Source organism: Candidatus Magasanikbacteria bacterium, from assembly GCA_021648085.1.
Taxonomy (GTDB): Bacteria; Patescibacteriota; Patescibacteriia; order Magasanikbacterales; family UBA922; genus JAKITS01.
Window position 1 is genome coordinate 406,735 of record JAKITS010000001.1, and the last position, 25,180, is coordinate 431,914.

General features: G+C 32.0%; 21 protein-coding genes and 1 tRNA gene. 10 read left to right on the top strand and 12 right to left on the bottom strand.

Annotated elements, in window-relative coordinates; all coding sequences use genetic code 11:
• Positions 1-269 precede the first annotated feature (269 nt).
• Both dnaX and L3J07_02075 read left to right on the top strand, forming a co-directional pair.
• Entirely contained in the window at positions 270-1,889 is a 1,620-nt protein-coding gene (gene dnaX, locus L3J07_02070) for a DNA polymerase III subunit gamma/tau (protein ID MCF6276615.1), read from the top strand.
• Between the two features lie 399 nt (positions 1,890-2,288).
• A tRNA-Gln gene (locus L3J07_02075) sits at positions 2,289-2,359 on the top strand.
• 33 nt (positions 2,360-2,392) lie between these two features.
• On the opposite strand, the gene L3J07_02080 is transcribed toward L3J07_02075, so the two are convergent.
• Together L3J07_02080 and L3J07_02085 are read right to left on the bottom strand one after the other, a co-directional pair.
• Positions 2,393-2,638, bottom strand: coding sequence for a hypothetical protein (locus L3J07_02080; protein MCF6276616.1), 246 nt, complete (start codon positions 2,636-2,638; stop codon positions 2,393-2,395).
• A 2-nt stretch (positions 2,639-2,640) separates the two neighbouring features.
• Positions 2,641-2,862, bottom strand: coding sequence for a type II toxin-antitoxin system prevent-host-death family antitoxin (locus L3J07_02085; GenBank protein MCF6276617.1), 222 nt, complete (start codon positions 2,860-2,862; stop codon positions 2,641-2,643).
• Positions 2,863-3,147: 285 nt separating this feature from the next.
• Here L3J07_02085 and L3J07_02090 point away from each other — a divergent pair, with 285 nt between their 5' ends.
• Positions 3,148-3,960, top strand: a complete 813-nt coding sequence (locus L3J07_02090; GenBank protein ID MCF6276618.1) for a ZIP family metal transporter — start codon at positions 3,148-3,150, stop codon at positions 3,958-3,960.
• A 234-nt stretch (positions 3,961-4,194) separates the two neighbouring features.
• On the opposite strand, the gene L3J07_02095 is transcribed toward L3J07_02090, so the two are convergent.
• Positions 4,195-4,740: a leucine-rich repeat domain-containing protein gene (locus L3J07_02095; GenBank protein MCF6276619.1), complete on the bottom strand. Its 546-nt coding sequence runs from the start codon at positions 4,738-4,740 to the stop codon at positions 4,195-4,197.
• 46 nt (positions 4,741-4,786) lie between these two features.
• On the opposite strand from L3J07_02095, the gene pyrF reads away from it, so the two are divergent.
• On the top strand, positions 4,787-5,512 hold the full coding sequence (pyrF, locus tag L3J07_02100; protein MCF6276620.1) for an orotidine-5'-phosphate decarboxylase: 726 nt from the start codon (positions 4,787-4,789) through the stop codon (positions 5,510-5,512).
• A gap of 324 nt (positions 5,513-5,836) precedes the next feature.
• Here the strand turns inward: pyrF and L3J07_02105 are convergent, their stop codons facing one another.
• The gene (locus L3J07_02105; GenBank protein MCF6276621.1) at positions 5,837-6,736 is read right to left on the bottom strand and encodes a hypothetical protein; all 900 of its coding nucleotides are present in this window, start codon (positions 6,734-6,736) and stop codon (positions 5,837-5,839) included.
• A 122-nt stretch (positions 6,737-6,858) separates the two neighbouring features.
• Here L3J07_02105 and L3J07_02110 point away from each other — a divergent pair, with 122 nt between their 5' ends.
• Together L3J07_02110 and L3J07_02115 are read left to right on the top strand one after the other, a co-directional pair.
• Positions 6,859-8,229, top strand: a complete 1,371-nt coding sequence (locus L3J07_02110) for a cache and HAMP domain-containing protein (GenBank protein ID MCF6276622.1) — start codon at positions 6,859-6,861, stop codon at positions 8,227-8,229.
• Between the two features lie 7 nt (positions 8,230-8,236).
• Positions 8,237-10,624: an ATP-binding protein gene (locus tag L3J07_02115; GenBank protein ID MCF6276623.1), complete on the top strand. Its 2,388-nt coding sequence runs from the start codon at positions 8,237-8,239 to the stop codon at positions 10,622-10,624.
• 277 nt (positions 10,625-10,901) lie between these two features.
• Here L3J07_02115 and L3J07_02120 read toward each other — a convergent pair whose 3' ends face one another.
• The gene (locus L3J07_02120) at positions 10,902-12,551 is read right to left on the bottom strand and encodes a hypothetical protein (GenBank protein ID MCF6276624.1); all 1,650 of its coding nucleotides are present in this window, start codon (positions 12,549-12,551) and stop codon (positions 10,902-10,904) included.
• A gap of 125 nt (positions 12,552-12,676) precedes the next feature.
• On the opposite strand from L3J07_02120, the gene L3J07_02125 reads away from it, so the two are divergent.
• Positions 12,677-13,513 (top strand): bifunctional 5,10-methylenetetrahydrofolate dehydrogenase/5,10-methenyltetrahydrofolate cyclohydrolase, encoded by an 837-nt coding sequence (locus L3J07_02125; protein ID MCF6276625.1) that lies wholly within the window; start codon positions 12,677-12,679, stop codon positions 13,511-13,513.
• Positions 13,514-13,516: 3 nt separating this feature from the next.
• Positions 13,517-14,821: an adenylosuccinate synthase gene (locus L3J07_02130; protein MCF6276626.1), complete on the top strand. Its 1,305-nt coding sequence runs from the start codon at positions 13,517-13,519 to the stop codon at positions 14,819-14,821.
• 400 nt (positions 14,822-15,221) lie between these two features.
• On the opposite strand, the gene L3J07_02135 is transcribed toward L3J07_02130, so the two are convergent.
• From L3J07_02135 to rplI, 5 genes are all read right to left on the bottom strand, one after another.
• On the bottom strand, positions 15,222-16,184 hold the full coding sequence (locus tag L3J07_02135; GenBank protein ID MCF6276627.1) for a tRNA-dihydrouridine synthase: 963 nt from the start codon (positions 16,182-16,184) through the stop codon (positions 15,222-15,224).
• Between the two features lie 99 nt (positions 16,185-16,283).
• Positions 16,284-17,342 carry a DUF5667 domain-containing protein gene (locus L3J07_02140; protein ID MCF6276628.1) on the bottom strand — a complete coding sequence of 353 codons (1,059 nt, stop codon included), beginning with the start codon at positions 17,340-17,342 and terminating at the stop codon, positions 16,284-16,286.
• A gap of 99 nt (positions 17,343-17,441) precedes the next feature.
• Positions 17,442-18,338: an endonuclease/exonuclease/phosphatase family protein gene (locus L3J07_02145; GenBank protein MCF6276629.1), complete on the bottom strand. Its 897-nt coding sequence runs from the start codon at positions 18,336-18,338 to the stop codon at positions 17,442-17,444.
• Positions 18,339-18,397: 59 nt separating this feature from the next.
• A complete protein-coding gene (locus L3J07_02150; GenBank protein MCF6276630.1) occupies positions 18,398-20,044 on the bottom strand; it encodes a CTP synthase in 1,647 nt (548 codons plus the stop codon).
• A gap of 3 nt (positions 20,045-20,047) precedes the next feature.
• Positions 20,048-20,479, bottom strand: coding sequence for a 50S ribosomal protein L9 (rplI, locus tag L3J07_02155; GenBank protein ID MCF6276631.1), 432 nt, complete (start codon positions 20,477-20,479; stop codon positions 20,048-20,050).
• A 110-nt stretch (positions 20,480-20,589) separates the two neighbouring features.
• Here rplI and era point away from each other — a divergent pair, with 110 nt between their 5' ends.
• Both era and L3J07_02165 read left to right on the top strand, forming a co-directional pair.
• Complete coding sequence (gene era / locus L3J07_02160) at positions 20,590-21,459, top strand: GTPase Era (protein MCF6276632.1); 870 nt, start codon at positions 20,590-20,592, stop codon at positions 21,457-21,459.
• A gap of 69 nt (positions 21,460-21,528) precedes the next feature.
• Positions 21,529-22,455 (top strand): serine protease, encoded by a 927-nt coding sequence (locus tag L3J07_02165; GenBank protein ID MCF6276633.1) that lies wholly within the window; start codon positions 21,529-21,531, stop codon positions 22,453-22,455.
• 77 nt (positions 22,456-22,532) lie between these two features.
• Here L3J07_02165 and L3J07_02170 read toward each other — a convergent pair whose 3' ends face one another.
• Positions 22,533-23,789, bottom strand: a complete 1,257-nt coding sequence (locus L3J07_02170) for a S41 family peptidase (GenBank protein MCF6276634.1) — start codon at positions 23,787-23,789, stop codon at positions 22,533-22,535.
• Positions 23,790-23,815: 26 nt separating this feature from the next.
• On the bottom strand, positions 23,816-25,123 hold the full coding sequence (locus L3J07_02175; GenBank protein ID MCF6276635.1) for a UDP-N-acetylglucosamine 1-carboxyvinyltransferase: 1,308 nt from the start codon (positions 25,121-25,123) through the stop codon (positions 23,816-23,818).
• Between the last annotated feature and the right edge of the window lie 57 nt (positions 25,124-25,180).

Sequence of the window (25,180 nt, forward strand, 5' to 3'; positions counted from 1 at the left end):
GGCATATGTATTACCAGTTAATTAATAACACAGATAGCATATCACACCCAGTATAGAATGCAAAGGATATTGTCAAGAGAGGACACTCCTTGGCCTGTGGATAGATTTTAATATTAAAAAAATAACCCTTTACCAAAACAAGCTAACCATATATAATACTCTTACTTTAAAAAACAATTTCTTTCTTTTTGTTCCACCATTTTCATCAAGCGAAGCAATAGATCAAATGAAACCATAAAACAAACGAAACGATTCATCATTTATAAAATATGTCATTATATAGAAAACATAGACCACAAAGCTTTGAACAAGTTGCAGGACAGATTCATATTATACAAACAATAAAAAATCAACTTTCAAAAAATAAAACTGCACACGCTTATCTTTTTTCAGGTCCACGCGGAATAGGAAAAACAACGACAGCCAGACTAATCGCAAAATCTCTAAATTGTACAGAAAGAAAAGAAAAAGAATTTGAACCTTGCAATTCTTGCTCTTCTTGCACTTCTATTGTAGATGGTCGCTCTATAGATGTAATAGAAATTGATGCTGCCAGCAATACCGGAGTGGATACTGTACGAGAAAATATTATAGAAAACGCACAGTTCAAACCTACAAACTCTTTGTTTAAGGTGTTTATTATCGATGAGGTACACATGCTTTCAACTAGTGCCTTCAACGCTCTATTAAAGACGCTTGAAGAGCCTCCAGAGTACATTGTATTTATATTGGCAACTACAGAATTGCACAAACTTCCAGATACCATAGTTTCACGCTGTCAAAGATTTCAATTTAAAAAAATAGACGCAGAAGCAATAAAAACTCACTTACTGAAAATTGCAAAAAAAGAAAAACTTACAGTAGAAGACGATGTATTAAATAGAATAATTCAGAAAAGTGAAGGTCATTTGCGAGATGCAATTTCACTTTTAGATCAGCTCACTTCTTCTGGAGAAAAGAAAATTACAAAAGAAATGGCAGATATGTTTTTGCCATCTTCAAACATTGAAAGCATTCTAGAATTTACAGAAAATTTGTTTCAAAAAAATACAAGTATTTGTTTACAAAAACTAAATGAAATTGTGGAAACAGGATCAAATCCAAAACAAATTACTTTAAATTTATTAGATCTACTCCGCAATATATTGATTTTAAAATCAAATCCAGAACTTGGAATTATAGAAATTAATTTAGATAAAAAATCACAAGAAAAAATAAATAATCTACAAAATCAAATCGCAAATATTGAATTGGTAAATTTGATAGATTTATTATTAAAAAGAAAAATAGAAATTCCAAACTCCCCTATTCCACAACTTCCACTTGAACTTTTTGTGATCGAATTTACTTGTGATAAAAATGAAAAAATAGAAGTAATTCAGAAAAAAACAGAGCCAAAAGTCGAAACTCCGATAGCTCCAAAACCAGAAACAACTCCAAATATAATTGTAGAAGAAATAAAAATAGAAAAACCAGTAGAAGTTAAAATTGAAGAAACTCCTCCGGAAGTTGTAGAAGAATTATCACCAGAACCAGAAGAAAAAAAAGAAACACAAACTTCAGAATTAAACTTGGAAACAGTAAAGCAAAAATGGCCTGTTTTTGTAGCAAAAGTAGAAGAAAATCACCCATCTCTTGTTTTTATACTAAAGTCTACAACGCTTTTGGATATAGATGGTAATACAATAAATATTTCTGTGCCGTTTAGTTTTCACAAAGACAAACTTACGGATAAAGTAAATGGTCCAAAACTTTTAGCGATATTGACTGAAGTTTTGGACTCAAAAATATATTTAGATGTCGTTGTAAATGACTCGCCACAAGAAAAACCAAAAGAAAAAAAAGAAATGGAAGATTTGGCAAATTTGATGGGTGGTGAAGTAGTTTAAAAACAGCAAACTATGCAGATTAAGTAAAGAAGGGAAATACATATCATATTGAGCGAAATGAAGTGAAGTCGAAATATCTCGAAAGAATATCATTGAAACTATAAATATTTTATGTTATGATGACTCTGTTTCGAGATCCGTTCGACTTCATTCCGCTTTGCTTCATTCCGCTCAGGATGACGTGTTGAGAAAATAATTCCATTTTAATATATTTCGGTTTCGTTTAGGATGACATGAATTTATTTTTGTTAATTACTAATTATTCTTTATTAATTTATTATAATTAGAACAAGAAAAGCGAATAGAACATTTTGAACAATTACAACATTTTCAACTTGACTTTTATGCTTTTTTAGATTAAAATGGATTATAAATAGGTTTAAATTAAACCTATTTCATTCGGAGGTCGTCTAATGGTAGGACGCTAGGTTCTGGTCCTGGATATCGGGGTTCAAATCCCTGCCTCCGAACAAAAAACAAACCTTTTTAAACTTATTTATAAATTAAATATTTTTATAAGTTTTATCACTTCTTCTTTCTATGGTTAACAAACAAACTTCTCCATTTTTAATTATATAAATTATTCTTATTTTGCCTTTTCTAATTCTATAAATATCATCCCTTCCTTTTAATTTTTTTGCGTCTAAACCAGTAAATTTTCTTGTCTTAATTTTTAGTAATATTATTTTTATTTTTTGTTTTTCTGAATTAGAAAATTTATTTAGAGCTTTTTGAATTTTATCTACCATATTTATAATCTAGACAAAACATCCTCTATTTTTACTCCACCTTTTTTTATTTTGGTAAAATCAACAACTTCCTCCCAATTTTCACTAGACTCAATTGGCACAATATTAAAAACAGGTTTAGACCTTTTTACCACAGTAAAACTTTCACCTTTATTAATTTTATTTATATAAATTTCCAAGTTTTCACGAAGCTCTTTTACTCCTATTATTTTAGTTTTTTGCATATTTAAAGTTTATCTTTAGCTTATCTTTAGTTTATCTTAATATTTATTATACGTCAATTTTGAGTCTAGCCTTGAAAATATCATACTTTTTTAGTATGATATTAAATACTAAAGAACCTTTGGTAAATATATTACTATTACGAAATCTTCGAAATTTGAGTGAGACGAAAAGAAAAAATCTTTGCCCATCTTTAGCTTCGGAAATATTTTTTCTTGAAGTCGCAGCCAAATTTTGGAAATTGCAGTAAGTAATATATTTACTAGAGGTTCTATAATAATAGATTTATGTTCGAAACATTCGAAACACTCTCCCCTGTTTTGCAGGCACTCATTGGTGGGCTGTTTACTTGGGGAATTACAGCACTTGGCGCATCATTGGTTTTTATAGTTAGAAAACCAAACAAAAAATTATTAGACTTTATGCTTGGCTTTGCAGCTGGAGTTATGATAGCAGCTAGTTTTTGGTCACTACTCGCACCAGCTATAGAAATGTCAGCAGATAATTCTCTGCCAGAGTGGGCACCAGCAGCAATAGGCTTTTTCTTGGGAGCATTACTTTTAAGACTTGTGGACAAACTACTTCCACATGTTCACATGGGTTTTAGTATGAAAGACGCGGAAGGTATTAAAACATCTTGGCACAAAACCACACTTTTGGTTTTAGCAATAGTTATCCACAACATCCCAGAAGGTTTGGCTGTTGGAGTTGCTTTTGGTGCAGCAGCGATTGGATTTGGCTCTGCCACACTTGCTGGAGCAATAGCACTTACAATTGGAATTGGTTTGCAAAATTTTCCAGAAGGAACAGCAGTCGCAATGCCACTTCGCAGAGAAGGATTTTCCAGAAAAAAAAGTTTTATGTACGGACAACTCTCTGGAATGGTAGAGCCAATCTCCGCAGTTCTTGGAGCAAGCGTAATAATTCTTTTTAAACCACTACTCCCCTATGCCCTTGCGTTCGCTGCTGGAGCTATGATATTTGTGGTTGTAGAAGAAGTTATTCCAGAATCACAGCACGGAGGAAATGGAGATTTGGCAACCCTCGGAACAATCACAGGATTTATACTTATGATGATTTTGGATGTTGGATTAGGATAATAGGAAGATGGATCACTTAAATTAGAAGAAGAAATAAAAAAATCACAGATGTCATCTTGAGTGGAACGCAGTGGAGTCGAAAGATCCCCGTGCAGTATCACTATTTATAATTTATTATACTTTCCCGAGATCCATTCGACTTCATTCCGCCCTGCTTCATTTCGCTCAGGATGACGTGCCACACCCTCCTCTTTTCCTACTTAGTCTGCCTAATTTACTTAATCGTTAATCTACCTATCTTATATCAGTATTTGGAAGCATTTTTTGAATTTCAGCTATTTGCTCATCTGTTAGGTCTGTACTTTTTATATAAAGTATATTTAAATTCTTTAAATTTCCCAATTCATTTGGGTAAGTATCAATAAAATTTAAACCGAGTTGCAAAGTTTTCAAATTTTGTAATTGTCCAATCTCTGCTGGAATTCCAGTTAAATTATTATTAGAAGCAACTAGTATTCTCAATTTTGGCATTTGCCTAATCTCTGCAGGAAGTGCTGTAAGCTCATTGTTTCCAAGATAAAGCTCTTCCAAATTTATCAATTTACCAATTTCAGAAGGTAAACTTGTTAACTTATTATTAGTTAAATCCAAAACTTTTAATTTTGTGTCATTCAAAATTTCTTGTGGAATTTCTGTTAAATTTTGATTAGACAGATCTACAGAATTTGAATAAGGTCCATTTTCATCTGTCTGAAACCTTCCTCCGTAAGCCATAAACAACATTCCTGCGATAAACACAATTATAACTATAACCGCCACTATTATTATTTTACCTTGCATATTTTTTTAAATTTTATGTTAATATACCTTTATACTAACATAAAATATGCTAAAAATAGAAGAGCGGCTCATAGTTTCTGCAGATTTTAGCCCAAAAGATTTTGGAGGCTTGAAAGGTGTCGAAAAAGAAATTTTATCACTTGCAAAAGATTTAGAAGGTTTGGGAGTTTATATAAAAGTAAATTCTGCTTTGCGAGCGATTGGTTATGATTTAATTACACAATTGCACAATTTGGGATTGAAAGTTTTTGCAGATTTAAAATTAAACGATATTCCAAAAACAATGCAAACCGACGCAGAACTTTTGGCAGAATTTAAACCAGAAATTTTGACTGTAATGTGTTCTTCTGGGGTAGACGGTATGAATGCTGTTCAGCAAGTTTTGGGAGACATCACAGAAATTTTAGGTGTCACAGTTCTTACAAGTTTAGATGAAGAAAATTGCCAATCTGTTTTCGCTTGCACATCAGAGCAAGGTGTTGTAAACTTTGCAAAAATGGCAAAGCGCGCTGGTCTTGGTGGAATTATATTATCACCAAAAGAAGCTCAACTTGTAAAACAGCTTAATTTAGGATTAAGCCTAAACACTCCCGGGGTTAGACCTTTGTTTACAATTGTAAAAAATGATGATCAAGCTAGAATTAACACACCCACAAAAGCACTTCAAAGCGGTGCGGATAGACTTGTAATTGGTAGGCCAATTACTCAATCCAAAAACCCAAAAGAAGCAGTTCTAAAAATTTTAGAAGAAATACGAGAAGCAAAAAAATAGCAGATTATCCATGCCATATTGAACAAAATAAAACGAAGTCAAAATATCTTGAAAACATGTAATCAGAACTGTGAATATTTGAGGTTCTAATTATTCTGTATCGAGATCCATTCGACTCCGTTTCACTCCGCTCAGGATGACGTGTGTGGTTTTCCTTTTATTTTTTATCTCATGTTTTTTGTTCTAATCCAAGCGAAGCGATCGATCAAGAAAAGCGAAGCTTTTCGATTCATCAAAGTAAACAAAGTTTACTGATTTATCAAGCGCTAGCGATCCATCATTTTCTAAAAAAATAAAGACATCCAAAACGGATATCTTTTTTATTTATGTTGTTTTTTCAACAACTGTTTCCAAAAATTTACTAAGCTTTTTCTGTTTTTCTTTAGCTCTTTTTTGGTTTTCTTCGTGAGAATGTTTTTCGCTAGCAGTATTTGTCACAAAACCAAGTCCTAAAACTTTTACACCATTCCACAAACTTGCTATAGATAATTCAGGCGTTAAACTCATTCCAACAACATCAGCGTCTCTCGCTAATATCTCTTTATCTTTTTTTCTACCTTCAAAAAATGGTCCACGAACCATAACATGTGTGACAGCTGGAACAATTGGTAAAATACCAAAACATTTAATAACAATCTGCTCTCGCCATTTATCATCTAAAGAGTCTTCTGGGGAGCCAAATTCTCCACCATATCCAGGTAAAATACTTTGGACATAAAGCGTTACAATAGATTTAATAGTCACAACATCTCCAACACCAATTTGTCTTCTAGAAGGTGTAGTCGCACCAGTCAAACTTCCCACAGCACAGGTGACAATTAAATTCTTTACACCAAATCTAAGCAACATATCGACTTGAAGACGAACCATTGCTTTGAAAGTACTCAAATCTCCAGGATCTTCATTTAAGTGAATTCTTCCACTCAATGCCAAAATATTTTTAGCACCAAACTGACCGTATAGAAGTTTTCTTGAATGACCTTCTATTTTTTCAAGATTATAAAGAGTTTCAAAGCCAGGAATTCTACCAAGTTTCAATTCTTGAAAATTATCCGTATCAAAAGTTTCACCCCAACCAGTTCCCAAAATTATAGAGGTATTAATATCTCCAAGAATAATTTCATCGGTTTTTCTATTCATTCTATCTGCAGAAATACCAAAATATTCTTCTATAAATTTAACCGCATCACAAGCTCGCTCTTCTGCACTTTTATTCCTTTTCATCACACCTCCTTTTGTAAAAGAACAGTTTAAAAATAACTTATTCACAGTTTGCTGTCAAACAAAATGCAAAAAATTTTAAAATATGCTATAATTAAATAAAATTATCTTCTTTAAGCCTGTCTATGTTTAAAAATATAAAGATAAGTACAAAACTTATTTTATTCTTCCTTTTTGTCACTATAATTCCTACTATTTTAATTGCATTATTTTCTTTTAACACTTCTTCAAAAGCACTACTAAACGAACATTTATTAAATGAAGGTCTGGATGTGGAAAAGTCTATGATAGGTATAAACACTCTTTTAAAGCACTTTGAAATGGATGTTTTAATATTAAAAGATCTCACGACATTCCAAGATCTTTTAAATACAGATTTCCTATCTCCAACAAGCACAATAAAACAAAAAATATCTACAGATTTCTTAAATTTTACCAAAAAACACGACTTTTATTATCAAGTAAGATATTTAGACGAAACCGGTCAAGAAATAATAAGAATAGAGCAAACAGATTTATACAAACAACCTTTTTTAGTTTCAGAAGAAAATCTACAAAACAAATCGGCTAGATATTATTTTAAAGATACAATGAAACTAGCAGAAAATAAACTTTTCGTATCAAAGTTAGACTTAAATATTGAGCGCGGAGAGATAGAAAATAGAGGCACAAAAGAAAATCCAAAATATGTACCCACACTTCGTCTTGCAATTCCAGTTTTCAATGATAATGGAAACAGAAAAGGAATTATAATTACAAATATATATGCCGATATATTTTTAAAGATACTTGAAGAAAAACAATTCAATCACGCAAAAAATAAAGCCAAAAAGAAACTTTTTCTTGTAAATAAAGATGGCTACTTTTTGCACAATGAAAACAAAACCTTAAATTGGGGTTTTATGTTTGATAATAATAATACTATTTTCAACATATCTCCTTCTATTGCCGAGTCATTATACAGAAAAAATAAAGGGCAGTTTTACGATAAAAATTCAAAAAGTTATATAACTTTTGAAAATATCTCAATAAAAAATCAACAAAATTTAACGGATTCTGTGTTTAATCCAGATGAAGGTTATTGGGTTTTATATTCACAAGTTCAAAAAAAAGATTTATTTAAACCTATTCTAGACACAATACTTTACACCACAATTATTATAATTCTAATTGTACTTTTTACCATTATTCTTGCGTTTTTTCTTGGAAGATCTATCACAAAACCAATACACAGATTAATAACAGATATTCAAATAATAAAAGAAGGAAACCTAAAACACAAAGTACACATCACAGGAAAAGACGAGCTTGGACAGCTTGGAAAAGCTATAAATGATTTACGAAGCCGTTTAAACAAAACAAAAAGACACACAGAAAGAAAAATATCAAAACGCACAGAAGAGTTAGACAAACTAAACAACTTCTTGATGGGGCGAGAACTAAAAATGATTAAAATGAAAGAAAAACTTAAAAAAATAAAAAAGGAAGATAAATAAAATTTTTATGAAATTTTCTATAAAAACAAAAGTGGTTTCATTAATAACACTATCCATTTTAATAGTTGGCTCTATTTCAATTTATTTTGTGTTTACAAAAATAAACATATCATTACAAAAAGAAAACATAGAACAACTTAAAGTACTCTCTCTCACAGAAGCGTCCGAGATAGAAAATACAATATCCAATATACACAAAGTGTCGACCTCTATCTCCGAAAATAAAGAAATAGTGCAATATATGAATTCCGAAGAAAGAGAGGTACAAAGAGAAGATATTAGAAAAATACTAAATCACTACAACATAAAATCATTTTATTATGCAACAGCAATACTCGATTTAGACGGAGAAGTTATAGTGTCCACAGATGAGATTTTTTTAGGAAAAAATTATAGTTTTAGAGATTATTTTCAAAAAGCCATAAAAGGAGAACGCTATACTGATATTGCACTTGGAGCAACTAGTAAACAATTTGGTTATTATTTTTCAAACCCAATCAAAAAACCCGATGGAACCATACTTGGAGTTGTATTAATAAAAGCCAGACCAAGCACAATAGAATCCACACTATACGAAGTAAAAGCAACAATGGAAGACAAAATGATAGTAGATAATAATGGTATAATTTTATACTCTACACACAAAAATAGAACTCTTGCAAGCCTTGGAAAGCTTACAGAAGAACAGTTTGAATCTGAGAAAACAAAACGCTTTCCAAACTTAGAAAAAAAGGAACTAGATTATGATGTTGTACAAAAAGAAATAAAAAATACAAAAATACAAAAAATATTCGACCTATACGACGAAAAAGACGAAGAACATGAATATTTGACAATTACAAAAATAAATAATTCACCATTATTTCTTGTTTTCGAGCTTGAACAAGGAGAATTTTCCTCTTCTTTTGCAAGTTTAGCCAAGGATATTTCAATAATTGGACTTCTTACTCTTATTATAATAGCACTACTAATATCGCTAATTCTGTCGGCTAGTATACGACCACTTAGAGATATAAATGAATTTGCAAAGCGTATAGCAGAAGGAGATTATAATGTAAAAATTTCTATAAAAAAGACAGCCGGAAACGAACTTTTTGAAATTGCAAAAAATTTGAATAAAATGACCATAAAAATTAAAACTTCAAGAAAAGACATTGAAAGAAAAATAGCAGAACAAACAAAAAAAATATCCAAAAATAGCAGAGCTTTAGAAATTAAACAAACAGCCCTTATAAATGTTTTGGAAGATGTCGAAGACGAAAAAGATAGAAGTGAAAAATTTGCAAATGAATTAGAAAAATTCAAACTTGCCACTGACCATGCATCGGATATGGTGACAATTTCAGATGAACAAGGGAAACTTTTATATGTAAACAGTGCTACCGAATATATGACTGGATACAAAAAAGAATATATTTTAGATAAAAAACATAACACAAGATGGTTTTCAGAAATAAGTCAAAAACAAAATATCAAAAAAATAGTAAAGGAACTACAAAAAAATAAAAAACCAACTTACAAAGAAATAATAATAAAAACAAAAGAAGATGAAAAAATAGTTTTAGGTCTAAAATTTTCACCAATTTTAGATAAACACAAAAAACTAATATTTCTTGTTGGAATAGGAAGAGATATCACAAAAGAAAAAGAAATTGACAGATCCAAAAGCGAGTTTGTTTCTGTAGCATCTCACCAATTAAGGACACCTCTATCTACAATAAATTGGTACACAGAATTATTATTATCCAAAGATACTGGAAAACTAAACGAAGAGCAGGAAGACTATATACAAGAAATAAGAAAGGATAATAAACAAATGACTAAACTAGTTGAATCATTGTTAAATGTATCTAAAATTGACCTTGGAACTTTTGTTGTTGAGCCAAAGACTGCAAACATTACAACAATTGCAGACCATGCGATAAAAGAACTACGACTTAAGATGGAAAAACAAGGTATCAAATTTACAAAAAAATATGACACCTCTCTTCCAAAACGAATGAAGCTGGATCCTCAACTGACACATATGATATTCCAAAACTTACTCTCAAATGCTATAAAATACACAGAAAGAAAAGGAAAAATTAGTCTAAATATAAAAAAGAGAGAGAAAGATATAGAAATAATAGTTTCAGACTCTGGAATTGGTATTCCAAAAAGAGACCAAGATAAAATATTTACAAAACTATTTAGAGCCAGAAATGCAAAAATAAAACACACAAAAGGAGTTGGTTTAGGGCTTTACATCATAAAATCAATTATAGATAACATAGATGGGAAAATTTGGTTTAAATCTCAACTTAAAAAAGGAAGTACATTCTACGCAACAATCCCCCTAAAAGGAATGCGTAAGGGGGGGGGGTGGAATAAAAAAAGAAAGAAAAAAATAATATAAAAATTAAAAAAACTGTGAATATTCACAGTTTTTTTAATTTTTATATTAAGCCTTGTGCAAACCCAACAAATATCTTGAATAACATTTTTTATTTTTATTATATTGAGCTGAACTGAGTGGAATCGAAATATCCTCGCAGAGTGTCACAAAATATAAATAATAATAAATATAAGTGTTAAGTTCTTCCAACTGTTATCTCCACTCTCTACTCCCTAAATATTTCTTCCTGTCATCTCTACAGCTTGATTTGGGATATATGGTTTATATCATCTTTTTTTTATACAACAGAATATTCTGACCCAAATTCAGCTTCTGCTACCACTTCTGACCCACTTTTTTTACCAATAAATATGGATATATCAGAGCCTTTTCCATAAGCTTTTGGAGCTGTAATATTTATAATATCCCCTATCGTTAGACTTTTTTCTTTTTGAAGACTTTTACTACTAACAGCCTCCGAAAAAGAATCCCTAAAAACCCCTTGATCAACACTTGCAAAGCCTTCAACAGAAGTAATTATATTAGGAAACTCAAACTTTTTAAATCTTCTCTTTTCAGATTGTTTTTTTAATTCTGCCAATATATTTTCCGCCAAACCATAAGTATCGCAACCTCCCAAAATTATCGTCATATCTTCCAAACTTTCTTTAGCTTTCACTCTTTCCAATAAAACCTTTGCAAATTCTTTTGCTGTAATAATCTCTTTATTATTCAATTGAAAAAAATCCTTACTTGAATGAGCATCGATAAAAATAGTTGTACTCCCCTTACTTTCTGCTATAGACTTTTTAAAAACCTCCTCCATTCCTTCAGCTTTACTAAATCCTATAATATTTTTTACACCAAAATCTTCGCCCATCTTTTGATATCTTGGTGCTTCTCTTGAAATATCATCGCCAAACCTTTTATCATGTCCTGCTACAAAAATTAAATTTTTAGTATCTTCACTAAGAATTTTTATATTAGAAAAAATTTCTTGCTTTTCTGCTAATTCTTTTATTATTTCTGCATTACTTCTCTCATCTCCAGATTTTTTTGTGTCAATAGAAATTTTAATCAAAGAATAAGACTGAGCCAAGTCCAAATCAAACTCTTCAGATTGCAAAACAGCTCTAACCTCATCGCCATCTAAAACCTGCTTAAATTTAGCTGTTTTTTCTTGTGCAGACCACTCAGGATTATGTTTAATACCAAAAGCTATACTTTTCACATCTTTTGCAAACAATCTTGGGTCTATCTCTTCTTTTGAAATTTCACCAGACTTTGGTAGAAAATTTTTGGCGAGTGTCTCAAAATGATGTTCTTGTAAACCACCATAAATAGAAGACTTTTCCATAGAATTTTCTGGATTTATAAAATCCTTATATTTTCCTTTTTCTATCAAACGATCATAAAAAAAATCTTGAGCTCTAGATTTACTCAAAACTCGATATAGCTTACTAGCTAAAATTCTGTGATCTCCGCCATCGACTCCTAAATCTATCATTTCGTCTAACTCCTTTAAATTCGTATCGTCCAATAAAAACTCTGTCATTGCTGTGTTTAGTGCAATCTTTTTTTCAAAAGAACTTAAACCTTCTTCCATATTAACCAGCTGTTTTATATCATTTAATTTGCCTTCTAATTTTCCTACATACTCGTTGTATCTATCTAGATTACCGTTTTCTTTTGCTTCAGACTGTCCAGAATCCTGATCTTCGCCAGAGCCTCTATCTATTCCAGCCCACATAGCCCCACCAACGGCAACAAGACCTAAAATTCCAGCTAGAATTTTTTTAGCTTTATGTTTTCTGAATTGTTCTGCGTATTCTTTATCCAAATTATCTTCCAATTCTTCCTGCTCAAATCTTTTCTTTTCCTCTTCTTTTTGTGTAAATTTTTCCCTATCTTCTTGTGGTACAAAATTACCTTCACGATTTTCTCCCATATTTTTATTTTTTATATTTTATAGTTATATAATATAAGTTTTTTAGACAAACATCAAATTTACAGTTGTTTCTTTTTTAAAAAATATGATACCATTAAAAGGCTAGCGTTTCATAAAAAAATATTATGGATAAAAAAATAATTCCCGGAAAATCTATCTCAAAAAAAATCCTAAAAACTCTAGAAAAAAGAGTTAGAAAACTGAAATCAAAAAATATAACCCCTAAAATGGCGGTTATTTTAGTTAGCGACAACAAAGCGTCTGCGTCTTATGTAAAACACAAAGAAATTGCTGCCAAAAAAATTGGGGTTAATTTTACACTTTATCATTTCAAAGAGAAAATTTCAGAAAAAAGTTTAATTAAAAAAATAAAAAAAATTCAAAAAGAAGATAAACCAAACGGAATGATAGCACAACTCCCACTTCCAAAACATATAAATGAGGTTAAAATTTTAAATAGTATAGATCCAAAAATAGATATAGACTGTCTTACAAACGAAAACTTGGGGAAAATAATATCGCGAAATCATAAAATACTACCCCCTACCCCAGACGCAATTCTTTCTGCAATAAAATATACAAAAATAGATTTAAAAGGAAAAAATATAGTAATTATAGGCTCTGGATTATTAGTTGGTCGCCCGCTCTCTGTTATTTTAAGCAACATGAAAGCAACAGTCACGCTTTGCAATAGCAGTACAAAAAACTTAAAGAAAAAATGTCTTTCTGCAGATATTATAATAAGTGGCGTAGGCAAAAAACATATCATCACAAAAGATATGGTAAAAAAAGATGCAATAGTAATAGACGCTGGAGTAAGTTTTCACAAAAATAAAATGTACGGCGATGTGGACATAGAAAATGTTATAAAAAAAGCAAAATTTATTTCCCCCACACCAAATGGAATTGGACCAATCACAATAGCTAAACTATTAGAAAATTTATTAATTTTAACCAAATAGAATATGGAGAATAAAATCTCTGTGATCGTGGGGACACAGTGGGGCGATGAAGGAAAAGGAAAAATAACAGACCTTTTGGCAAGAGATGTTGATTTTGTAGTAAGATTTCAGGGAGGAAACAATGCTGGTCATACTCTAAAAGTCGATGGTCAAATTCATAAATTACACCTTATTCCGTCTGGAATTTTACATTCTCACACTACTTGTGTACTTGGAACTGGGATGGTAATAGACCCAAAGACTTTGTGTGAAGAAATAGAAGCTTTAGAAAAAAAAGGTTTTATAAATAATAACCTACTCATAAGTGAAAAAGCTCATGTAATAATGCCATACCACATTGCAATGGATGAAGCTCTCACAGGACACCAAGGAAAACTAGCAGCAGGAAGCACAAAAAAAGGAATAGCTCCAGTTTGTGCAGACAAAATGTACAGACATGGAATCAGAATTATAGACCTCATTGAGCCAGAGATTTTCAAAGAAAAACTAGCTAAAGCATACAAATTTAATGCCGATATTTTGGAAAAAGTTTTTGATATAGAATTAGATATTTCAGAAGAAGAGGTTTTTGAACTCTACACAAACTACGCAGAAAAAATCAAAAAATTTGTAGATGATACGGATTTAACTTTGTATAATATTCAAAAAGAAGGTAAAAAAATTCTTTTTGAAGGAGCTCAAGGATTTTCACTAGATGTTGACCATGGGATTTATCCACACACCACAAGTACAAATACAGTAGCTGGAAATATTCATATTGGCGGAGGAAGACATTGGAATGAAAGCAAAAAAGTTATTGGTGTAGTCAAAGCCTATGTAAGTAGAGTTGGAATAAGTCCTTTTCCAACAGAGTTAACCTGTGAAGTTGGAGATAAATTAAGAGAAATTGGACAAGAATTTGGCACAACTACAGGACGCTCTAGAAGAATTGGATGGTTAGACTTGGTACAACTTAGAAAAGCAATTCGTATAAATGGAATTACAGAAATTGCACTTACAAAACTAGATATTTTGGGCGGATTTGATACCATTAGTGTTTGTACCGTTTATGATATAGATAACAAATTAGTCAAAACTACTCCAGCGAGCTTAATAAAATTTAGAAATGCAAAGCCAATTTACGCCACTTTTGACTGTTGGGATAAAACAACACCAGAACACATAAAAAACTTCTTAGACAAAGGCTACGATGCCTTGCCGGTGAAAATGAAAGCTTACATTGAATTTATAGAAGAAAGTTTAGATTGTCCTATAAGTATTGTATCCCTTGGACCAGCCAGATCAGAAACCTTAATTAGAAAGATTTAGATCTACAAAGTAAAATAAACTATATTGTCATTTATGGCTTGACCAGAAATCCATAAATTTTAACCACCAAATAGTGACACAAACCGCGGATCCCCAAGCTGAGGATGACAAAGAGGGTATTGATACAGATAATATGATACAAAATATACATATGTCATCCTGAGTGAAGTCGAAGGATCTCGTAAAAGTATCACCAAAACAAAAAATAGTAAAATAGACACGAGATATTTCGACTCCGTTTCACTCCGCTCAATATAACGTGAAATTCACTTGTCATTCACGGTTTGACTAGGAATTCGGAAGTCTTTAGTCGCGAATGGATATCCAGTCAAGCTGTGGATGGCAAAACAAAAAATATAAAAAAACTCCAATTAAACATAATTGGAGTTTTTTATTTTATCTATTTTTTATGAAGCAGTATGCTCAAATATTCTTCCATTTCAACCAGAGATTCCACTCTCACAAGTTTAGATCTAAATTCTTTTATTTTTGGAATATTTTCCCCTATTTTGTCCACCTTAAAATACCAGGCAAGGTGTTTGCGAAAAGTCACTATCCCCCGCTCTCCATAAAAATCAATATGCAATTTTGCATGCTTTTTTATCATTTTTATTCTATCTTCCAGAGTTATATTTTTTTCTGGATTTTTATATTGATAAAAAAACCAAGGATTTCCCAAAGCACCACGCCCTATCAAAACACCATCTGCTTTTGTAATTTTCAAAACTTCATCCACCAATTCTGGTGTATTTATATCTCCGTTTGCCAATAAAGGCACATTTGTCATTTTCTTTGCTTCTGCAATTCTGTTCCAATCACTTTTTCCAGAATATCCTTGATCTTTTGTTCTACCGTGTATAGAAATTAAACCTACACCATTTTCCTCCAAAACAGGAATAATTTTTTTGAACTGATCTGGATCACTCCAACCCAATCTTATTTTTGCAGAAAGTGGTACATCGCCTATTTCTGTTTTTACAGCTTTCACAATTTTTCCTATAAGTTCTGGATCTTTCATCAAAGCTGCGCCATTAAAATTGCTAGTCATTTTATAAACTGGGCAACCCATATTTATATCTATTCCTTCTGGATTATATTTATCCAAAATTATTCTAGCAGCTCGCGCCATTACCTCTGGATTTGAACCAAAAATTTGCTGAACAGTCGGTCTTTCTTTTTCCACAAAAGATGTCATTTTCAATGTTTTTTCACTATTTCTTACCAACGCCTCACTACTTACCATTTCGCGAAATAAAACATCAGCGCCGCCAATTTCACGCATAATTCTACAAAATGGCGAATCTGTCATATCCGCCATCGGTGCCAATCCTAAAATAGGTTTTTTTATCTCAGTCCACTTCATAAAAATATATTTATTTAACTAATTATAATACAAAAATATAATTTTATCAATAAAAAATCACTTAGATTAAATCCAAGTGATTTTTTAAAATAATATTAATTATCTTGAAGTTTCATATCTTACAGCACCACCTTCAAATTCAACTCTGTTTTTCTCCTCTTCTCTGTGAATTTCAAGCCTCTGTTTCTCCCCCTCTCTTACTCTTTCAAACTCACCCTGCTCATCTTCATCTTCATCATTTTTATCTTCTTCATTTTTATCTTCTTCACTATCTTCCTCTTCATTTTCATCTTTTATATCATCTTTTTCTTTCTCCATCTCCAAACGCTCCTCAACCCGTTTTTGTACTTTTTCTTTAATTTCTAACTTGTGAGCTGTTACCATAATCTTTTTTACCTCTTGAAGCTGTCTTGAGGCTTGTTGATACTTCTGAAAAGCATCTCTATACTCTTTATTCTCTACTTTTATACCTGCCTCGTTAATTAGATATTTTGCTTTTGTTATCTTTTCATTTACAGAATGTAAAATATCTGAACTCAACTCCTCACCCCTTCTTTCTAAAAAATTTTCTGTTTCTTCTAATTTATTTTCTAAGGCCTTACTCTTTCCTTCTACTGCCTCCAAAACACTACCTGACTTAAACTCTTTTTCTTCCAATTCAACACTTTCTTTTCTTGTTTCTTTTATTTTCTTCTGCAACATTTTTATAGCATCAGTTATTTCTATTTTTTTCAACTCCCCTTCTGCTTCAAAACGAATTTTATCCATAATTCTTTCGTGAGCAGAGAATGATGCTTCTAGCATTGTTTGTATCTCTAGAGCTTCTTTAAACTTTTCTTTTTCTTCAAATTTTAACCTAAGCTCTTTTGCTTTCTCCAAATGTTTTTCAAACTGTTCTCCCACCTTATCCAAAGACTTCATCTCTCCTCGCAAAGACAGCTCCTCCGCTTCTTCCAAACGACGCTCAGCTTTACGAACTTCCCATTTAGCTTGTGCCTCATCTCCAACAGTAACAAAATCTCGAACAGTTTCATTTATCTCTGTTTTTATAGGATAAAGTGTATCTCCCGGAACAGCACCATCTGCAATTAAAGCGGTTCCTCCTACTGCACCTGTGAGAACTGCCAAAATAGCAGCGATTAACGGTATTAACGGCATATTTCGAATTAATTAATTAAATAAATTATATACTTTAGTTAAGTATAGAACAAAACTTAAAAAAAATAAAGCCCTCAGAAAAACTGAAGGCTTAAAAAATTATTTCAATCTAAAAGTACCGGCTACCGGATAGTGATCTGATAAAAAAACTTTCAACACTTTATAATTTATGACTTCCCAATGCTTACTATATAAAATATAATCCAAAGTCCTACACCTAGGATCTGGTTGAAATTCATCAATACCAGCAGGATAAGTGTACAAATCCGGATCATCGTTTGCAGGATAAGAACCTAAACCTACCAGCTCCTTAAGGAATTTTAAAGTTCCATCTCCTTCATAATTATCATCATCTCCTGTCAAAAAACCAAAGGTTTGTGCACCTTTTGGAACGGTATTAAAATCCCCCATAAACAAAATTGGAACTTCTTTCCCATATACAACCTGCATATCTTGTATTGCTCTTACAATATAAGTCACCTGCTCTTCTCTTTTTGAAACACTCGAAGCATGCAAATGCGTGTTTCCTACCAAAATAGTTTTACCATTGAAACGAACTGGAGCAAGTGTAAACCCAGATTTTACAACCAAATAAATTCTAAAAGGTAGTGGAAAATTACAATTATTTACTGTTGCGCTCTCAGCCAAAGGGAGTTTACTCAACAGTACATTTTCAAAAATATAATTAAAAAAATGTACCTGTGCCCCAATTCCATGAGGAATTACAGTTTCAAAACCAGTTCCCTCAAAAACTTTTTTACGCACACCTTTGGTAAAGAACCTAAAACTCTGAAAAACTTCCTGCATACCAACAATGTCAAAAGTATCTTCACTCAACCATTCTTTTACTCTTCTTCTATATTCAGAAACTAAACGCCTATTGTCTTTTACAATTCTTCCAAATTGAATAAATTTAGACCTTCTTTCTTTTAAAATAGGGCCTCTAAAAAGATGGGCGTTCAATGTAGCAAGCCTAATAACCTTCCTATTAGTCACAATTCCCTCCTGTGGTTTTAGCTTATTTTATAAAAGAGCTTTTGTTTTAAATTAGCTAATTACATCTTTTTTGTCAATAAACTTACTTTTATAAACTCTCTAAACAAAGGATGTGGGCTCATTGGACGAGATTTAAATTCTGGATGAAATTGTACACCAATAAAGAAAGGATGGTTTTCCAACTCTACTATTTCTACCAAATCTGACTCTGGATTTACTCCAACAATTTTAAGCCCCGCGTCGTCCATCAGTGTGCGATATTCATTGTTAAATTCATATCTATGTCTGTGACGCTCTGAAATATTTGCCTTTTTATAAGCATTTCTTGTTTTTGTACCTTGTCTCAATACGCAATCATAAGCACCAAGTCGCATAGTTCCACCGTATTTATTTTCTCCCATATTTTTTACTTGGAGTTCGTTCACAGCTATCACAGGATTTGCAGTAGATGGTTCTACCTCCACTGTATTTGCATCTTTTTTACCCAATACATTTCTTACAAATTCTATTGTAGCAAGTTGCATTCCATAACAAATTCCCAAATATGGTATTTTATTTTCTCTTATATACTTTATAGCCATTATTATTCCTTCTACCCCTCTTGTACCAAAACCACCTGGAACAACAACACCATCATAATTATTTAGCTCCTTCAATTTTTTTGGATCTTTTTCAAATTCTTCTGAATCTACCCATTCCAATACAGGCTGAACTTTGTTGTGCCACGAGGCATGCTTAATAGCCTCTATAACAGATATATACGAGTCAGATAAAGTGTATTTGCCTGTGCCAAAATATTTACCAACCACAGCAATTCTGACCTCTTTTGTAGAACTATTCATTCTACCTATAAAACGCTCCCAAGATTTCAAATTTGTATCGCGAGAATTCAAATGTAGAACTTTCAATAATTTATTTCCCAAATTTTCTTTTTCAAAATTAATAGGAACTTCATAAATAGATTTTACATCCGGCGCAGAAATACAATGAGTCTTCTTTACACCACAAAACAAAGACAACTTCTCACGCCTTGGTTTGTCCAAAGATTGTGGACCACGAGCAAGTATAAAATCTGCATTTATTCCAGCCTGGTTCAAAGTTCTGGATGCTTGCTGAGTTGGCTTTGTCTTCATCTCACCAATATGATAAGGCACCGGCATATAACTTACCAAAACTATAGCCACATCTTTTGGTTTTTTCAATTTCAAAGTTCGTGCTGCTTCCAAAAATAAAGCACTTTCATACTCTCCCACAGTCCCGCCAATTTCTATAATTGTAATATCTGTATCCTGATCTTCTGTAGCTTTATATATTCTACGAAGTATTTCTTCTGGAATATGTGGCACAACCTGAACACACTTTCCTTTATACTTCATTGTTCTTTCTTTCTCAATCACGCTCATATAAACACGCCCAGTCGTCATATAATTTGTAGAAGTAAGGTCTATATCCAAAAAACGCTCATAATTTCCCATATCCTGGTCTGTCTCATCCCCATCGTCTGTAACGAAAACTTCTCCATGTTCTGTTGGATTCATAGTTCCAGCATCCAAATTTATATACGGATCTGCTTTTAATGCTGTCACCCTAAACCCTTTTGCTTTCATAATTGCACCAATAGAAGCAGCTGCCACGCCCTTTCCAACACCACTCATTACACCACCAACTATAAAAATAAACTTGCGTCTTTTTTTTCTTTTTTTCATAAGCTATTTAGCTATAATATTTATTTTAATTTTAAAGCTATTTAATCTTGCAAAATATTCTCCGACTTTTTTCAAGCTTTCGTCTAAAACTATATCTTTTGGATTTACATCAAATCCTAATTTTTTACTTATTTCTTTTGCAATATCATTAGAATTTATACCAGCATAAAGTTTACCGTTTTCATTTGCTTTTACTTTTATTTTTAATGATATCCCTCTTAACTTTTTTGCAAGCTGTTTACCTTTTTCTATTTCTTTATTTTTATTGCGTTTTCCTTTTTCTATCTTTGCATTTACTTTCACAAAAATACCTCTATTTGCAACTACAGCAAGACCTTTTTTAATTAAAAAATTACGAGCATACCCGTCTGAGACCTCCTTTATTTCACCTTTTTTACCAGATCCTCGCACTTCTTTTATAAATAATACCTTCATAACTTGAAAAAACTGACTTTTTAGTGTAATCTTACTATATTACTGTTTATCATATTCTTCTTTTAAGATAGCATATTGAAAAAACAGTGTAAAGAAATTTTATATATATTATGACAGAAAAAAAAGAATTAAAAAAAAGTGGTTTTGCGATTTTAATAGGAAGAAGTAATGTTGGAAAATCTACATTAATGAATACTTTAGTTGGTACAAAAATTGCAGCAACAAGTTTTCGTCCACAAATGACAAGACACATAATTCACGGAGTTTTAAATATGCCAGAAGGTCAGGCGATCTTTGTAGATACTCCAGGAATTTTCAAAGCAAAAAAGAGCCTACTTTCTGCAAAGCTAGTAAACAAAGTAAAAGGCGCATTAAGTGGAATTGATGTAATAATTTATGTTGTTGACCCAACTCGTGAGATTGGAGATGAGGAGCGTGCAACATACGGAATGGTTCGTCATTTAAATATTCCAAAGATTTTAGTTTTAAATAAAAGTGATTTACCTCACAAAGAAAAACCATTTTTAGAAGATTATAAATCTTGGTCAGAGGATTTTAATGCAGTTTATGAACTGTCTGCACTTCGTGGAAGCCACATACAACCATTAAAAGAAAGAGTTGTAGAATTATTACCAATAGGAGAAGAGCTTTACCCAGACTGGCAGTTAACGAATGTAAATAAAGAATTTTGGATTGCAGAAATAATTCGAGAAAAGGTGTTTTCTATTTTTGACAAAGAAGTGCCATATTCTATTGCAGTGGAAGTTGTAAATGTAGAGGAAAAACCAGATGTCACAGTAATAGAAGCAAAGATTCTTACAGACCAATTGAGATACAAAAAAATGATTATAGGAGTAAAAGGACATAAAATAAAAGAAATGGGCAAGATGGCAAGAAGAGAGTTGGAGCAAGCTGTTGGAAAGAAAATTTTCCTAGATTTAACAGTAGAGGTGGACAAACATTGGGTTGAGAGGTTATAATAAAAATAAGAGACAGGAACGCTCTTTTACAATTAATGTAGTTTTACTACAAAAACAAAGGAGTATAAAGTGAAAAAGGTTGTATTGTTAATCACACTATCTTTTATTTTTATTTTTGGTGCCTGCAACTGCGGTAGTCAAAAAAATTCTATAATGAATGAAACTCAAGATTTTACAAATGGTACTGTTTATTACAATGTACAATTTACCAGCAATGATTATGGAGTTGACAAAGAAGAAAAAAGAATTATAGAAAAAGCATTGTGCAAGCTGGAAGTCTTGGGAATTTATACCTCGACAGATAAAAATATTAATCCAAAAATTTTTGCACTCGGTGGTAGTGGCTTCTTTTCTTTTGAAACCGAAAATGAATTATTTTTCTTAACAGCCGGACATGTAATTGATAGTATTATGGGAATGCCTCCAATAACAATACTATCTACAGAAGAAGGTCTTGAAAAACCTACTATTTTTATACTAAAAGATGTCCAGTATAGAATTTGGAATACTTCAAAAGAAGAGGATGTCATAGACTTTCCATCAAAAGATGTGACTGTATCTATGCATAAAGATAGCTTAGGTATTGATTTTGGAATTTTATCTTTCAAAAAAAGACCTGATTTAGATTTGCATGCCACACCCGTGAAATGGGCCACCACTGAAAATTTAGAAAGTGGTGATGTGCTATATTTATTTTCCGAGCCAAAAGGTAAGGGAAAATTTTTTACAAAAGGCTATGTCACAAATCCTGGAGAAATAAATTCAGATTTTTCCACTTTTTTTCCATTAGATTCAAAAAATATATTTTATATGAGCAATGAAATGAGTCCTGGATCCAGCGGTGGACCAGTATTTGCAATTGGAAAAGAAGATAAAAAATTATATTTAGTTGGAATTGCCGTAATAATTGAATACGGTGCAATTGGTATGACATTCAGAATTGCTTCTAGAATAGACCCGGTAATAGAAGCATTACAAGATTTTCATAAACAGTAAAACTACAAAAACCACCAGCACCGCCGGTGGTTTTTTAATTCTTTGATTGGAATTTATACTTACTATAAATTCCTTTTTTATTCTGCCATCAAAATTTCAATTGCTTTTTCTAACCCCAAATCTGTATATTCACCTTCTACTTCACTTTCCACAAACATTTCCTCCAAAATTACATCAGGAGTAATCCCTTCGCCATCTATTCCTCTGTCGAGTGGTGTGAACCATTTTGCAACAGTCATTTTCAATGCTGAACCATCTTGCAAGGCTTGAAAATCTTGCACAGAACCTTTGCCGAAAGTTTGTTTTCCTACAAGTATGGCTTTTTCATAATCTTGCAATGCTCCAGCAACAATTTCAGACCCAGAAGCAGAACCACCATCTACCAAAATAACTGTTTTAATATCACTCAATCTGTGTCTACCTACAGTTGTATATGCATCACTTTTACCATTTCTAAATTTTTCTTTTACAATTACACCCTCCTCAATCCACTCACTTGCCACTTCCACAGAAGTTTTTAAATATCCTCCCGGATTACTTCTCAAGTCCAAGACTATTCCTTTTGGCAATTTTACTAAAATCTCTTGAATCACTTTACCAAACTCTTCGTAAGTGTCGCCATTAAAATATGAGATTCTAACATAAGCTATACCACCATCTTTCATATCCCAAATTACAGTTGGTACAGTAATAGTACCTCTAATAATCTCGATTTCTTGTAAATTTCCAAATCCATTTCTAGAAATTGTCAAAACCACAGGAGTTCCCTTCTCCCCTCTTATTTTTCTTACAGCCTCTTCCAAATTCAATCCTATTGAATCCTCTCCATCAATGGCCAAAATCTTATCCTGTGCTTGCAAACCTGCTTTTTCTGCTGGAGAATCTGCAAGTGGAGCGATCACAGTAAGTCTATCTTCGCGAATTCCAATTTCTGCGCCAATTCCCTCAAACTCTCCTGCCAAATCCTGAGCAAATGCTGTCGCCTCTACTGGAGGGAAATAAATAGAATATGGGTCATCTAAACCAGACACAAGACCCTCCAAAGCTCCATAGAACAAATCCACATCACTTATATCTTCATCTACATACTCTTCTTTTATAGTATTCCAAATTTTCCAAAACTGATTGAAATCTACATTTGGAGATCTTGTTTTGGAGTATAAATTTAAAACTTTTTCTATTTCTATGTTTCCACCCTCACTGGATAAAACTGTTTTTAAAGTTATAAATTTTCCTGCAAAAAAACCAAACCCAAAAATAGCCAAAAGTAAAACAGAAACCACCACATAAAAAAGATAATTAAACTTTTCGTTTGTTTTAAATTTTTCCATCATAAATAATTCTTTTTTAAATTTATTTTTTACTCAACTCTTTCTATCTCAGCTCCGATATCTTGCAATCTTCCAGCCAAATTTTCATAACCTCTTTCGATTGGGTAAGAATTTCTAAGTACAGACTTACCGTTTGCAGCAAGCATACAGATTAAAATTGCAGTTGCAGGTCTAATTGCCGGAGGACAAATAAGTTCATTTGATTTTAAGTTTACAACACCTTCTACAAACACACGATGTGGATCTAGCAAAACCATATTTGCACCCAACTTTTGTAATTCTAAATAATAAATTGCCCGGTTCTCATAAATCCAATCGTGTACCAATGTTCTACCTTTTGCCTGTGTCAAAATAGGTACAAAAAATGGCAAATTATCTATATTTAAACCCGGAAAAGGTCTACCATAAATTTTGTCTGGCAAAGCTTTCAAATCGCTTGGCAAAATTTCTATATCTGCCATATTAAACTTTGTATTTTTTGATTTATATTTTTTCAATACATTCCATTTTTGACCCATTACAGAAAGTTTTTCCAACTCTAATTCCAAAAAATCCAATGGACAATTCTCTATCGTTAGTTTGGATTTTGTTGTAATCGCCAAAGAAATAAATGTCATAGCTTCTATTGGATCTGGGATAAGTGGATAAGCTTTTTTTACAGATTTTAAAGATCTTACACCTTTTATAATCATTGTGGTTGTGCCTATTCCTTTTATATCTGCTCCAGCTTTAATTAAGAAATAGCACAGATCTTGCACCATATAATTTGCAGAAGCGAATTTTAGTGTAGTTATACCAGGAGCTAAGACTGCTGCCATTATTACATTTTCTGTTGTTGTGTCGCCAGACTCATACATTATAACCTCATTACTTTGAAGTTTAACTGTTTTCACTTCATAATATCCAGCTTTGGAAACAACACTCAAACCCAATTTTTCTAGTCCCAAAAGATGTGGACGAACAGTTCTTTCTCCAAGTTTACAACCTCCACTTTTATATAATTTATATCCTTTTTCTTCTCGTTTTGCCAAAGCACCAAAAAGTAATAATGAAGAACGAGTTATTTTACAGGCCTTCTTGTTTATATTGTCCAAGTTCAATTTTGCAGAAGTATCCAAAAACAAACTATTACCACCTTTCCACTCAAACCTTACACCAATACTAGTTAAAATTTCCAAAATTCTGTCTACTTCTTGAATTCTAGGCACATCTTCCAAATTCACTTTTCCTTTTACCATTAAAGAAGCACACAAAATAGCAACAGCCGAATTTTTGGCTGTGTTTACTTTTATTTTTCCACTTAATTTTTTACCACCTTCTATTATGAATTGGAACATATAGATATTGAATAATTTATTTAAATTCTTTATAATTATACAAAATATGTGATACAA

Coding starts and splice junctions, on each gene's coding strand:
- rplI (MCF6276631.1), bottom strand. CDS start 20,479: ATGAAGGTATTATTTATAAAAGAAGTGCGAGGATCTGGTAAAAAAGGT.
- L3J07_02105 (MCF6276621.1), bottom strand. CDS start 6,736: ATGAAAAGGAATAAAAGTGCAGAAGAGCGAGCTTGTGATGCGGTTAAA.
- L3J07_02080 (MCF6276616.1), bottom strand. CDS start 2,638: ATGGTAGATAAAATTCAAAAAGCTCTAAATAAATTTTCTAATTCAGAA.
- dnaX (MCF6276615.1), top strand. CDS start 270: ATGTCATTATATAGAAAACATAGACCACAAAGCTTTGAACAAGTTGCA.
- L3J07_02170 (MCF6276634.1), bottom strand. CDS start 23,789: ATGATGGAAAAATTTAAAACAAACGAAAAGTTTAATTATCTTTTTTAT.
- L3J07_02085 (MCF6276617.1), bottom strand. CDS start 2,862: ATGCAAAAAACTAAAATAATAGGAGTAAAAGAGCTTCGTGAAAACTTG.
- L3J07_02175 (MCF6276635.1), bottom strand. CDS start 25,123: ATGTTCCAATTCATAATAGAAGGTGGTAAAAAATTAAGTGGAAAAATA.
- L3J07_02110 (MCF6276622.1), top strand. CDS start 6,859: ATGTTTAAAAATATAAAGATAAGTACAAAACTTATTTTATTCTTCCTT.
- L3J07_02115 (MCF6276623.1), top strand. CDS start 8,237: ATGAAATTTTCTATAAAAACAAAAGTGGTTTCATTAATAACACTATCC.
- L3J07_02130 (MCF6276626.1), top strand. CDS start 13,517: ATGGAGAATAAAATCTCTGTGATCGTGGGGACACAGTGGGGCGATGAA.
- L3J07_02140 (MCF6276628.1), bottom strand. CDS start 17,342: ATGCCGTTAATACCGTTAATCGCTGCTATTTTGGCAGTTCTCACAGGT.
- L3J07_02095 (MCF6276619.1), bottom strand. CDS start 4,740: ATGCAAGGTAAAATAATAATAGTGGCGGTTATAGTTATAATTGTGTTT.
- L3J07_02120 (MCF6276624.1), bottom strand. CDS start 12,551: ATGGGAGAAAATCGTGAAGGTAATTTTGTACCACAAGAAGATAGGGAA.
- L3J07_02090 (MCF6276618.1), top strand. CDS start 3,148: ATGTTCGAAACATTCGAAACACTCTCCCCTGTTTTGCAGGCACTCATT.
- era (MCF6276632.1), top strand. CDS start 20,590: ATGACAGAAAAAAAAGAATTAAAAAAAAGTGGTTTTGCGATTTTAATA.
- L3J07_02150 (MCF6276630.1), bottom strand. CDS start 20,044: ATGAAAAAAAGAAAAAAAAGACGCAAGTTTATTTTTATAGTTGGTGGT.
- pyrF (MCF6276620.1), top strand. CDS start 4,787: ATGCTAAAAATAGAAGAGCGGCTCATAGTTTCTGCAGATTTTAGCCCA.
- L3J07_02135 (MCF6276627.1), bottom strand. CDS start 16,184: ATGAAGTGGACTGAGATAAAAAAACCTATTTTAGGATTGGCACCGATG.
- L3J07_02125 (MCF6276625.1), top strand. CDS start 12,677: ATGGATAAAAAAATAATTCCCGGAAAATCTATCTCAAAAAAAATCCTA.